At 58.1% G+C, this 12,292-nt stretch carries 12 protein-coding genes; 8 read left to right on the top strand and 4 right to left on the bottom strand.

Annotated elements, in window-relative coordinates; genetic code table 11:
• The first annotated feature begins 11 nt into the window (after positions 1 to 11).
• Together APT89_RS17375 and APT89_RS17370 are read left to right on the top strand one after the other, a co-directional pair.
• A complete protein-coding gene (locus APT89_RS17375) occupies positions 12 to 521 on the top strand; it encodes a TRAP transporter small permease (RefSeq protein WP_045260961.1) in 510 nt (169 codons plus the stop codon).
• Positions 522 to 531: 10 nt separating this feature from the next.
• The gene (locus APT89_RS17370) at positions 532 to 1,818 is read left to right on the top strand and encodes a TRAP transporter large permease (RefSeq protein ID WP_060573127.1); all 1,287 of its coding nucleotides are present in this window, start codon (positions 532 to 534) and stop codon (positions 1,816 to 1,818) included.
• 93 nt (positions 1,819 to 1,911) lie between these two features.
• Here APT89_RS17370 and zntA read toward each other — a convergent pair whose 3' ends face one another.
• Complete coding sequence (gene zntA, locus APT89_RS17365; protein WP_060573124.1) at positions 1,912 to 4,083, bottom strand: Zn(II)/Cd(II)/Pb(II) translocating P-type ATPase ZntA; 2,172 nt, start codon at positions 4,081 to 4,083, stop codon at positions 1,912 to 1,914.
• 76 nt (positions 4,084 to 4,159) lie between these two features.
• Positions 4,160 to 4,786 (bottom strand): lysoplasmalogenase, encoded by a 627-nt coding sequence (locus APT89_RS17360; protein ID WP_028015138.1) that lies wholly within the window; start codon positions 4,784 to 4,786, stop codon positions 4,160 to 4,162.
• 129 nt (positions 4,787 to 4,915) lie between these two features.
• Between APT89_RS17360 and APT89_RS17355 the strand changes: the two genes are divergently transcribed.
• Positions 4,916 to 5,272, top strand: a complete 357-nt coding sequence (locus APT89_RS17355; RefSeq protein WP_028015139.1) for a DUF2500 domain-containing protein — start codon at positions 4,916 to 4,918, stop codon at positions 5,270 to 5,272.
• A gap of 59 nt (positions 5,273 to 5,331) precedes the next feature.
• Here APT89_RS17355 and APT89_RS17350 read toward each other — a convergent pair whose 3' ends face one another.
• Together APT89_RS17350 and rsmD are read right to left on the bottom strand one after the other, a co-directional pair.
• Positions 5,332 to 5,613 carry a DUF1145 family protein gene (locus APT89_RS17350; RefSeq protein ID WP_014882110.1) on the bottom strand — a complete coding sequence of 94 codons (282 nt, stop codon included), beginning with the start codon at positions 5,611 to 5,613 and terminating at the stop codon, positions 5,332 to 5,334.
• Positions 5,597 to 6,199: a 16S rRNA (guanine(966)-N(2))-methyltransferase gene (rsmD, locus tag APT89_RS17345; RefSeq protein ID WP_028015140.1), complete on the bottom strand. Its 603-nt coding sequence runs from the start codon at positions 6,197 to 6,199 to the stop codon at positions 5,597 to 5,599. The genes APT89_RS17350 and rsmD overlap by 17 nt, the downstream gene beginning before the upstream one ends.
• 127 nt (positions 6,200 to 6,326) lie before the next feature.
• Here rsmD and ftsY point away from each other — a divergent pair, with 127 nt between their 5' ends.
• From ftsY to APT89_RS17315, 5 genes are all read left to right on the top strand, one after another.
• A complete protein-coding gene (gene ftsY, locus APT89_RS17340; protein ID WP_045631387.1) occupies positions 6,327 to 7,787 on the top strand; it encodes a signal recognition particle-docking protein FtsY in 1,461 nt (486 codons plus the stop codon).
• Between the two features lie 2 nt (positions 7,788 to 7,789).
• On the top strand, positions 7,790 to 8,461 hold the full coding sequence (gene ftsE, locus APT89_RS17335; protein WP_003861525.1) for a cell division ATP-binding protein FtsE: 672 nt from the start codon (positions 7,790 to 7,792) through the stop codon (positions 8,459 to 8,461).
• The gene (ftsX, locus tag APT89_RS17330; protein ID WP_028015142.1) at positions 8,448 to 9,503 is read left to right on the top strand and encodes a permease-like cell division protein FtsX; all 1,056 of its coding nucleotides are present in this window, start codon (positions 8,448 to 8,450) and stop codon (positions 9,501 to 9,503) included. Before ftsE ends, ftsX begins: the two co-directional genes overlap by 14 nt.
• 251 nt (positions 9,504 to 9,754) lie before the next feature.
• Positions 9,755 to 10,612, top strand: coding sequence for an RNA polymerase sigma factor RpoH (gene rpoH / locus APT89_RS17320; RefSeq protein ID WP_028015143.1), 858 nt, complete (start codon positions 9,755 to 9,757; stop codon positions 10,610 to 10,612).
• Between the two features lie 260 nt (positions 10,613 to 10,872).
• Positions 10,873 to 12,138 carry a 4-aminobutyrate--2-oxoglutarate transaminase gene (locus APT89_RS17315; RefSeq protein ID WP_060573122.1) on the top strand — a complete coding sequence of 422 codons (1,266 nt, stop codon included), beginning with the start codon at positions 10,873 to 10,875 and terminating at the stop codon, positions 12,136 to 12,138.
• The last annotated feature ends 154 nt before the right edge of the window (positions 12,139 to 12,292 follow it).

Below are 12,292 nucleotides of genomic sequence, written 5' to 3'. Positions count from 1 at the left end.
ACGGAGCACGTATGTCCGAACTCTACCTGAAGTGGATGGACCGTCTGTACCTGCTCGCCATGGCGGTGGCGGGTGTCTCGCTGCTGGTGATGACGATTGTCATCCCCATCGGCATCTTTTCACGCTACGTGCTCAACCGCGGCGAATCCTGGCCGGAGCCCGTCGCCATTATCTGCATGGTGACGTTCACCTTCATCGGCGCGGCGGTGAGCTACCGCGCCGGGTCGCACATTGCGGTCAATATGCTCACCGACCGTCTGCCCGCGTCGCTGCAAAAGCTGTGTGTACGTGTGGTTGATCTGCTGATGCTGCTGATTTCCGGTCTGATGTGCTGGTACAGCTACTGGCTGTGCGTCGAGCTGTGGGAGCAGCCGGTGGCGGAGTTCCCGATCCTGACTTCCGGCGAAAGCTACCTGCCGCTGCCGATCGGGTCGGCGATTTTGATTCTGTTCGTGCTTGAACGCCTGCTGTTTGGCGCGCAGGAAAACCGTCCGGTCGTGCTGATCGGCAATCACAGTTAAGGGGTGAACAATGGATGCTTTTGTTTTGTTATTCACCCTCGCCATTTTGCTGGCGCTGGGGATGCCGGTGGCCTTCGCCGTGGGGCTGAGCGCCGTGGCAGGTGCGCTGTGGATTGATTTACCGCTGGAGGCGCTGATGATCCAGATCACCAGTGGGGTGAACAAATTTACCCTTCTGGCGATCCCGTTCTTCATCCTCGCCGGAGCGATCATGGCGGAAGGGGGCATTGCCCGACGGCTGGTTAACTTCGCGTACGTATTTGTCGGCTTTATCCGCGGCGGGCTGTCGCTGGTGAACATCGTCGCCTCGACGTTCTTCGGCGCGATTTCTGGCTCGTCGGTGGCGGATACAGCGTCCATCGGCAGCGTGATGATCCCGGAGATGGAGAAGAAGGGCTATCCGCGCGAATACGCGGCGGCGGTCACGGCGAGCGGGTCGGTGCAGGCGATTCTGATCCCGCCCAGCCACAACTCGGTGATTTATTCCCTGGCGGCGGGGGGAACGGTCTCCATCGCCACGCTGTTTATCGCGGGCGTATTGCCGGGCCTGCTGCTGGGCGCGAGCCTGATGGTGCTCTGCCTGTGCTTCGCCCGCAAACGCGGCTACCCGAAGGGGGATAAAATCCCGTTCAGACAGGCGCTGAAAATCATGCTCGATGCCCTGTGGGGGCTGATGACGGTGGTGATTATCCTCGGCGGGATCTTGTCCGGGATTTTTACCGCCACCGAATCTGCCGCCGTGGCCTGCCTGTGGGCGTTTTTCGTCACCATGTTTATCTACCGCGACTACAAATGGAGCGAACTGCCGAAGCTGATGTGCCGCACGGTGAAAACCGTCACCATCGTGATGATTTTAATCGGCTTTGCCGCGGCGTTTGGCGCGGTGATGACCTACATGCAGCTGCCGATGCGCATCACCGAGTTCTTCACGTCGCTCTCTGAAAATAAGTACGTGATCCTGATGTATCTCAACATCATGCTGCTGCTGATCGGCACGCTGATGGACATGGCGCCGATCATCCTGATCCTGACGCCGGTGCTGCTGCCGGTGACCAACGCGCTGGGGATCGACCCGGTGCACTTCGGGATGATCATGATGGTTAACCTGGGGATCGGGCTGATCACCCCGCCGGTCGGATCGGTGCTGTTTGTGGCGAGCGCGGTGAGTAAGCAGAAGATTGAAACCGTGGTGCGGGCGATGCTGCCATTTTACGGCATCCTGCTGGTAGTGCTGGGAATGGTGACGTATATCCCGGCGATATCATTGTGGCTGCCGAGGATGTTAGGGATGCAGTAACGCCGTTTTTTGCCGGGTGGCGGCTGCGCCTTACCCGGCCTACGGTTCAGAGTTGTTATCGGCCCGGTAAGGCGCAGCCGCTACCGGGCGTTTTTATTTCCGCCGTAATAATCTCAACGCGTTCGCCGTGACCAGCACTGTCGCCCCGGTGTCCGCCAGCACCGCCAGCCACAGTCCGGTCATGCCGAGCAGCGTGGTGACGAGAAATATCCCCTTCAGCCCCAGCGCAATGCCGATGTTCTGGCGAATATTGGCGCGCGTCGCCCGCGCAAGATCTATCATCTGCGCCAGCCCGGTCAGACGGTTATGCGTCAGCGCCGCATCCGCCGTCTCCAGCGCTACGTCGGTGCCGCTGCCCATCGCAATACCAAGGGTGGCGGCCTTCATCGCCGGGGCATCGTTAATTCCGTCACCGACCATCGCCAGCGGCGCGCGCCTGTTCAGTTCGGTTACCGCGCTGACCTTGTCCGCAGGCAGTAATCCGGCCTTAAACGCCAGCCCAAGCTCGCCTGCAATCGCGGCCGCCGCGCGCGGGTTATCGCCGGTGAGGATCACGCCCTGTACGCCCAACTGATGCAGCGCCGCCACGGCGTCTTTGGCGTCATCGCGCAGAGTGTCGCGTAGTGCCAGCATGCCCTTCGACACGCCGTCCTGCATCACGGCAACGACCGTCTGCCCGGCCTGCTCTAACGCCTCAACCTGTGGATGAGAGAACGCGCCCGCCGCAACAATCAGCACTTTTTTGCCGTCGACGACGGCCTCAATCCCTGACCCGACCAGCGCCCGTTGGGCGGTTGCCGAAGGGATAGCCAGCCCGCGTCTCTGCGCTTCACGCACTATCGCCTGCGCCAGCGGGTGAGTGGAGCCCTGCTCAACGGCGGCGGCTATTATCAGCAGTTCGTCTTCACTGATGCCCTGCGGATAGATGCCGGTGACCTGCGGCTTGCCAACCGTCAGCGTGCCGGTTTTATCGAAGGCGATGTGCTGAACCTGGCTCAGCTGTTCCAGCGCCGCGCCGCCCTTAATCAGCGCCCCGCGGCGTGCCGCCGCCGCCAGCCCCGAGGTAATCGCCGCGGGCGTAGAGATCACCAGCGCGCACGGGCAGCCGATCAGCAGCAGGGTCAGCCCTTTATAAATCCAGCCCTCCCACGGCGCGCCGAAGACCAGCGGTGGAACGACGGTGACTAGCAGCGCCACCAGCATGATGGCGGGTGTGTAAATCCGGCTGAAGCGGTCAATAAAGCGTTCGACCGGCGCGCGGCGCTCCTCGGCCTCTTCAATCAGCTTCAGGATACGGTCGATGGCGCTGTCGCCCGGCTCGGACAGGACTTTGAGCTGCACCAGGCGGTCGACGCTGGTGGCACCGGCAGGGACTTTTTCTCCTGCCGCACGCTCCACCGGAATGGATTCCCCGGTCAGGGCGCTTTCGTCAAAACTCGCGGTGGCGGTAACGAGAGCCCCATCGGCAGGCAGACGCCCACCCGCGGCGACTTCAATCACGTCGCCCGGGCGCAGCGTGTTGATGGCGACCGTTTCACGTTTGCCTTCATTAACCCGCGTGGCGGTTTCTGGCTTCAGCGCCATCAGCGCGCTCACCCCTTTGCGCGCCCGGCTCGCTGCCCAGCCTTCAAGGCGTTCGCCGATCAGGAACAGCAGCAGCACCATCGCCGCTTCCGCCGTCGCGCCAATGAACAGCGCGCCAATGGCCGCCACGCTCATCAACGTTTCAATGGCAAACCAGCTGCCGCTTCTCATCAGGCGCAGTGCCTGACGGGCAATCGGGAACAGCCCGACCAGGGTAGTGGCAATAAACGCCAGATTACCGAACGGGTGGTTAACCTGTTCCAGCCCCCAGCTCAGGGCCATCATGATGATGAGGGTAATGAGCGGCAGGTTTTCTTTTAGCGGAGACGTTTTTTCAGCGGAGACTGCTTCGCTGCGCAGAGCGTAGCCCGCCTTGCTGACGGCGGCTTCAACCTGCTTGCTGACGTCTTTTTCGGCGCTGACCAGCAGCTTTTCGGTGGCGAACAGGACCTGAACGTGGTTCACGCCCGGTACCTGCCTCACCGCGTTTTCCACTTTGCGGGCGCAGGCCGCGCAGTCCATACCGTTGACGACCCAGCTGTAGCGGTTGCCGCTTTCAGGAAGCGTTTGGATTGGTGTTTCGCACGTCCCTTCGCAGCAGCAGTCGTCTTTTGCCGGAACCGGGCTGAGCTTAAGTGCCGAGAACTGTGGAACTTTTTTAGGTGTTTCTGGAGTCGACATGGCAGTCTCCGGTAATGATAATTTTCTCATTAACCGCAGCATACACTCTGGAGTCGACTCCAGAGTCAAGCGTTATTTAGATATACAATGAACGCACGATCAGGAAGTGCCCGGCAAAGTAGCAGGCGGACGAAATCGCGTTATCCGCGCGGAAGCGGCGGCGATAGTGGCTGCCCAGCCAGACGATATTGCCGATTAACAGCAGCGCCGCGCCGAAGAACGCGGACATCGCCTGAGATGTCGGACGGAAGAACCACAGTTCACCGGCCAGCCACACCATCACCAGCGTCATGGCGATAAACGTGCATACCGGCAGACGCATCTCTTCCAGACGCGACCAGATCACCGCAATCAGCAGGGCGCCAATCACCAGCAGCACCAGCGGCAGCGGCCAGAAGAAGGAGAGCGTCATCTGGCTGGCAAAGTAGATGGTATACAGCAGATGGGAGAGGAAAAATGCCCCCACGGCATACAGCAGGCGCTGACGCGGCAGCAGGGTTAAGGCATCACCAATCAGGGAGGCACACAGCCCGGCGAGGACCAGATAGCTGATGGCGTTAAACATCGGAGCCTGCCAGGCGAGCAGCAGAAGCAACAGCAGCGTGACGGGTTTAAACAACCAGCGCTGCCAGGCTGGACCGCGATAGGACGCATCGACATAAAGCCATGCGGAAAAACAGACAGCGATAAATGACCAAAGCATATTAACTCCCTGTAACTGTTGAGGCTGAATAATCAGTTTCTGATCCAGTGTAGTGACGCGAGCGGGCGTTTGGCAATGCCGGGGCAGGCGAGGTATCCTGAATTCCGCATAATCTGATGGGATTTTTCAATGAGCAAGATGCCGCTATTTTTCATCATCGTGGTGGCGATCATCGTCATTGCCGCCTCGTTTCGCTTCGTGCAGCAGCGCCGCGAAAAGGCGGACAACGACGCCGCGCCGCTGATGCAAAAGCGCGTAGTGGTGGCGAACAAACGCGAGAAACCGCTTAACGACCGCCGCTCTCGCCAGCAGCAGGTGACGCCTGCGGGCACCGGCATGCGCTATGAAGCCAGCTTTAAGCCGGAAACCGGCGGTCTGGAGATGACCTTCCGCCTGGAGGCGCAGCAATACCATCAGCTGACGGTGGGAGAGAAAGGCACGCTGAGCTATAAAGGGTCGCGTTTTGTAGGTTTTAGGGCTGAATAATGCGCGATCGGTCCCCTCTCCCGTGGGAGAGGGTTAGGGTGAGGGCATCACACCGCACCTTACTTCTTCACCTGCGCCTTAAACTTCTTCATCCACACCAGCAGTTCAAACACGCCGAAAATAAACACCCGCAGCTGCTGCCAGCCGGTCATCGGCGGGCCATCTTTCGGCAGGCCGTTTTTCAGCATCACCATCTGCAGGGCGTGCATGAACGAGGTGAAAATCAGCGCCACGTTAACAAAGATGTTCAACGGGCGCGGGAACGGGTGCACCAGATTCAAAATCAAAAATGCCCAGACGCCCAGCATCAGCAAGCGTCCCAGGTTAATCAGTACCGGCATCGGATCCTCCTTGTGCCTGACGGTGATACAAACGATAAGCCACCTGGCCTGCGACCTTTTCGCGGTGCAGATCCCAGTGAACGGGAACGGGTGGCAGGCCGTTTTCCACTTCGCTTTCTACATAAATCAGCGCGTCATCCGCCAGCCAGCCATTGTGCTCCAGCAGGGATAACGTCTCTTCCAGCAACCCCTTGCGGAACGGCGGGTCGACAAAGACCACGTTATGCGGCGTACCCTGCTGCGCGAGGAAGCTCAGCGTATTGGTGTTGACCACTTTCGCGTTCGTCGCCTTCAGCGTCGCCAGATTTTGCTGCAGCGTCTGCGCAACGCCGCGCTCCATCTCCAGCAGCGTGGCGCTGGCGGCGTAGCGCGACAGCGCCTCCAGCCCTAAGGCACCGCTTCCGGCGAAGCAGTCCAGGCAGTGGGCGTCTACCATTGATGGGGCAAGCCAGTTAAACAGCGTCTCGCGAACGCGGTCGGTTGTAGGACGTAAACCGGGGCTGTCCGGCACCGGTAATTTCCGGCCTCGCCACTGACCGCCGATAATGCGAATTTGACCGGCCGGGGCGCGGGTGGGTTTCTTCATCTCTGGAAAGCTCTGTTAACCATAGCCCTGCGATTGCGGGCGGTGATGTCAATTAAGTAAAGTGTTAGACTATTTCATCATTTTTTTAGCTTCCCTGTATATAGCGCCGCGAGGAGTGTAGTCGCAGATGGCAAAACAAAAAAAACGTGGCTTCTTTTCCTGGTTGGGTTTCGGTGAAAAAGAGCAAGAAACAGAACAGAAAACCGAAGAGCAACAGGTTGTAGAAGAGCAGTCACAGCCTGAAACGCCTGTCGAAACCGCTGCGGTTGTCGAAGCGGAAGAACCAGCGCACAGCAAAGAAGAGATTGAATCCTTTGCTGAAGAGGTGGTTGAGGTCACTGAGCAGGTTCAGGAGAGCGAGAAGCCAGAGCCGGTTATCGTAGAAACCCTTACCGAAGCGCCGCAGGCCGCTATCGAACACGAAGCGCTGCCGCTGCCCGAAGAGGTTAAAGCTGAAGAGGTTTCTGCCGAAGAGTGGCAGGCTGAAGCGGAAACCGTTGAAATCGTTGAGGCGGTGGAAGAAGAGGCGGCACTTGAGCCAGAGCTGACCGACGAAGAGCTGGAAGCTCAGGCGCTGGCGGCGGAAGCGGCTGAAGAAGCGGTAATCGTCGTGCCGGTGGAAGAGCAGGCCGAAGAAGAGATCGTTCAGGAGCAGGAAAAACCGACCAAAGAAGGTTTCTTCGCGCGCCTGAAGCGCAGCCTGCTCAAAACCAAAGAAAACTTAGGTTCCGGATTTATCAGTCTTTTCCGCGGCAAGAAGATCGACGACGATCTGTTTGAAGAGCTGGAAGAGCAACTGCTGATTGCGGACGTGGGCGTGGAAACTACCCGTAAGATCATCGCCAACCTGACCGAAGGGGCGAGCCGCAAACAGCTGCGCGACGCCGAGGCGCTGTACGGCCTGCTGAAAGACGAGATGGGTGAAATTCTCGCAAAAGTTGACGAACCGCTTAATATTGAAGGCAAAACGCCATTTGTTATTCTGATGGTTGGCGTTAACGGCGTGGGTAAAACCACCACCATCGGCAAGCTGGCGCGCCAGTTTGAGCAGCAGGGCAAATCGGTGATGCTGGCGGCTGGCGATACCTTCCGTGCGGCAGCGGTTGAGCAGCTCCAGGTGTGGGGCCAGCGCAACAACATTCCGGTGATTGCCCAGCACACCGGCGCGGATTCCGCATCCGTGATTTTCGACGCCATCCAGGCGGCGAAGTCGCGCAACGTGGACGTGCTGATTGCCGACACCGCAGGGCGTTTGCAAAACAAATCGCACCTGATGGAAGAGCTGAAGAAAATCGTTCGCGTCATGAAGAAGCTGGACGAAGATGCACCGCATGAAATTATGCTGACTATCGACGCCAGCACCGGGCAGAACGCCATTAGCCAGGCGAAGCTGTTCCATGAAGCGGTAGGGCTGACGGGGATCACGCTGACCAAACTGGACGGCACCGCGAAAGGCGGGGTGATCTTCTCCGTGGCCGACCAGTTCGGCATTCCTATCCGCTACATCGGTGTGGGCGAGCGTATTGAGGATTTGCGTCCGTTTAAGGCGGACGACTTTATTGAGGCATTATTTGCTCGAGAGGACTAACAATGATTCGCTTTGAACACGTCAGCAAGGCCTATCTCGGTGGGAGACAAGCGCTGCAGGGGGTGACGTTCCACCTGCAGCCAGGCGAGATGGCATTCCTGACCGGCCATTCCGGCGCGGGGAAAAGTACCCTGCTCAAGCTTATCTGTGGGATCGAACGGCCAAGCGCCGGGAAAATCTGGTTCAGCGGCCACGAAATTAGCCGTCTGAAAAACCGTGAAGTGCCGTTTCTGCGTCGTCAGATCGGCATGATTTTCCAGGATCACCACCTGCTGATGGATCGCACCGTTTTCGATAACGTGGCGATCCCGCTGATTATTGCCGGCGCCAGCTATGACGATATCCGCCGTCGCGTCTCTGCGGCGCTGGACAAGGTCGGGCTGCTGGACAAAGCGAAGAACTTCCCGATCCAGCTTTCCGGCGGTGAACAGCAGCGCGTGGGCATCGCCCGCGCGGTGGTGAACAAGCCTGCCGTACTGCTGGCGGATGAACCGACCGGTAACCTGGACGATGCCCTGTCCGAAGGGATTTTGCGTCTGTTTGAGGAATTCAACCGCGTAGGGGTAACGGTACTGATGGCGACGCACGACATGGGGCTGATTTCCCGTCGTTCGTACCGCATGCTGACCCTGAGCGACGGGCATTTGCACGGAGGCCACGGTGAACAAGCGTGATGCAATGAACCAGATTCGGCAGTTCGGGAACCGGTTCGACCGTTTCCGTAAGCCGCAGGGCGGCGGTGACGGCAATCGTAATGCGCCTAAGCGCCAGAAAGCGGCGCCGAAACCGGCCTCCCGCAAGACCAACGTGTTTAACGAACAGGTGCGCTACGCCTTCCACGGCGCGCTGCAGGACCTGAAAAGCAAACCGCTGGCGACGTTCCTGACGGTGATGGTGATCGCCATCTCCCTGACGCTGCCAAGCGTCTGCTACATGGTCTATAAGAACGTCAACCAGGCGGCGTCGCAGTATTACCCGTCACCGCAGATCACCGTTTATCTGGATAAAGCGCTCGACGATAACGCGGCGGCGCAGGTGGTCGGGCAAATCCAGGCCGAGCAGGGCGTGGAGAAGGTGAATTATCTCTCCCGTGAAGAAGCGTTGGGCGAGTTCCGTAACTGGTCAGGCTTTGGCGGCGCGCTGGACATGCTGGAAGAGAACCCGCTGCCCGCCGTGGCGGTAGTGATCCCGAAGCTGGATTTCCAGGGTACCGATTCGCTGAATACCCTGCGCGACCGCATCACACGCATCAACGGGATTGATGAAGTGCGCATGGACGACAGCTGGTTTGCCCGTCTTGCGGCGCTGACCGGGCTGGTGGGGCGCGTGTCGGCGATGATCGGCGTGCTGATGGTGGCGGCGGTGTTCCTCGTCATCGGTAACAGCGTGCGTCTGAGCATCTTTGCGCGTCGCGATACCATCAACGTGCAAAAACTGATTGGCGCAACGGATGGTTTCATCCTGCGTCCGTTCCTCTACGGTGGCGCACTGCTCGGTTTCTCCGGCGCATTTCTTTCACTGATATTGTCAGAAATTTTGGTGATGCGGCTTTCGTCTGCCGTCACAGAAGTGGCGCAGGTTTTCGGAACTAAGTTTGATATCAGTGGCTTAGGCTTCGATGAATGCCTTCTGTTGCTGCTGGTGTGCTCCATGATCGGCTGGATTGCCGCATGGCTGGCAACGGTTCAACATTTACGCCACTTTACTCCCGACTAATAAAAGCGTGATATAATCTTTCCCTGCACCGAGATGTTCGCTCTGCAGGGAAAGCGTCCCTGTTGTCTCTTCCCCTGTTATCATCTCCATGTCACATTTTGTGCGTAATTTATTCACTGTTGCACCTGGAACTTGTGGATAAAATCACTGTCTGATAAAAGAGTGAATGCTAATCTCGTTGCTCAAACGCTTTGGCATGGTTGTTGCCTGACGGGGACAGCCTGGACCAGAAGAAACATTGAGAGGAATGAATGACCAAAGAAATGCAAACTTTAGCTTTAGCCCCTGTTGGTAACCTGGAATCTTACATCCGGGCTGCGAACACCTGGCCGATGTTAACGGCCGAGGAAGAAAAGGAGCTTGCTGAAAAGCTGCATTACCAGGGCGATCTGGAAGCAGCGAAAAAGCTGATCCTGTCTCACCTGCGCTTTGTTGTTCACATTGCTCGTAACTATGCGGGCTATGGCCTGCCGCAGGCGGACTTGATTCAGGAAGGTAACATCGGCCTGATGAAGGCTGTACGTCGCTTTAACCCGGAAGTGGGCGTGCGACTGGTCTCCTTCGCCGTACACTGGATCAAAGCAGAAATTCATGAATACGTGCTGCGCAACTGGCGTATCGTGAAAGTCGCCACGACAAAAGCGCAACGTAAGCTGTTCTTCAACCTGCGTAAAACCAAGCAGCGTTTGGGCTGGTTCAATCAGGATGAAGTGGAAATGGTGGCGCGCGAGCTGGGTGTATCCAGCAAAGACGTCCGTGAGATGGAATCCCGTATGGCCGCGCAGGACATGACCTTTGATATGTCCTCCGACGACGACGCATCTGACAGCCAGCCGATGGCACCGGTTCTGTATCTGCAGGATAAAACCTCTAACTTTGCCGACGGCATTGAAGAGGACAACTGGGAAGATCAGGCCGCGAACAAGCTGACCCATGCGATGGAAGGCCTCGACGAGCGTAGCCAGGACATTATCCGCGCCCGCTGGCTGGACGAAGACAACAAGTCCACGCTGCAGGAGCTGGCCGACCGCTACGGCGTTTCTGCTGAACGTGTCCGTCAGCTTGAAAAGAACGCCATGAAAAAACTTCGCGCTGCTATCGAAGCGTAATTACCGCGAAGTACACCTTTAGCCGAAATAGTTCAGGCTGCGGGAAGGCGGCAAACGAGTGAATCCCGATGAGCTTACATCAGTAAGTGATTCGGGTGAACGAGAGCAGCCAACGCACCTGCGGCTTGAAATATGAAGGATAAAAACCCTCGAATGCAAATTCGGGGGTTCTGTTTTTTTAGCGTCCGCTCTGGCGAATTTCTCCCCCCTGGCAAACACTTACTGATGCGCTAAGCAGGCGATTTTCTCAGGGGGTCAGGGTGAAAAATAACGAACTGAACGACCGGCGTTTACAGGCAACGCCGCGCGGCATCAGCGTGATGTGTAACTTCTATGCTGATAAAGCCGAAAACGCCACGGTGTGGGACGTGGAAGGCAATGAGTACATCGATTTCGCCGCCGGGATCGCGGTGCTGAATACTGGCCATCGCCATCCCAAAGTTATCTCCGCTATCGAAAAACAACTCCACGCTTTTACCCACACGGCCTACCAGATTGTGCCGTATGAGGGCTATGTGGCGCTTGCCGAGCGCATCAACCAGCGCGTGCCGATTGACGGCCCGGCCAAAACCGCCTTCTTCTCGACGGGTGCTGAAGCGGTCGAAAACGCGGTCAAAATTGCCCGCGCGTATACCAGACGCCCAGGCCTTATCACCTTCGGCGGCGCGTTCCACGGGCGCACCTTTATGACCATGGCGCTGACCGGTAAGGTCGCGCCGTACAAGCTGGGTTTCGGCCCGTTCCCCGGTTCGGTATACCACGCTCAATTCCCTGACGGTCTGCACGGCATCAGCACGGCGGAAGCATTAAAAAGCCTGGAGCGCATCTTTAAGGCCGATATCGGCCCAGACCAGGTGGCGGCCATTATTCTCGAACCGGTTCAGGGGGAGGGCGGGTTCAACATTGCGCCCGCTGATTTTATGCAGGCGCTGCGCGCCCTGTGCGATACCCACGGGATTTTGCTGATTGCCGACGAGGTGCAAAGCGGCTTCGCCCGCACCGGCAAGCTGTTCTCGATGGAACACCACTGCGTGAAGCCGGACCTGATCACCATGGCAAAAAGCCTCGCGGGCGGGATGCCGCTCTCAGCAGTATCGGGCCGCGCCGAGGTGATGGACGCGCCTGCACCTGGCGGACTGGGCGGTACCTACGCAGGTAACCCGCTGGCGATTGCCGCGGCCCACGCGGTGCTGGACGTGATTGATGAGGAAGATCTCTGCACGCGCTCGGCGCATCTCGGCCATCATCTGGTAGAAGTGCTCAACAAAGCGAAGGAAAACTGCCCGTTCATCGCCGACATCCGTGCCCAGGGCTCGATGGTCGCGGTAGAGTTTAACGATCCGCAATCCGGGCAACCGTCGCCGGAATTTACCCGTCAGGTGCAGGAGCGCGCGTTGAACGAAGGGCTGCTGCTCCTGAGCTGCGGCGTTTACGGCAACGTGATCCGCTTCCTTTATCCGCTTACCATCCCAGAAGCGCAGTTCCGTAAAGCGCTGGACATTATCTTCGCGTCGCTGACACGTTAAAGCCACCAGCCCGGCGGTAAATCCTGTCGGGCTTATCATATATTCATTTCAAATTAGCTATTCCAAAATCATAAAAATGGGGTATGTTTTAGCAGAGTATGCTGAAAAATCGCGAACAGCACACCAATAACTGAAATAAAGCGCTGCACAACAA

This window comes from Enterobacter sp. 50588862 (assembly GCF_001462935.1).
Taxonomy (GTDB): domain Bacteria; phylum Pseudomonadota; class Gammaproteobacteria; order Enterobacterales; family Enterobacteriaceae; genus Enterobacter; species Enterobacter bugandensis.
This window is presented reverse-complemented; position numbering and strand designations above follow the sequence as displayed.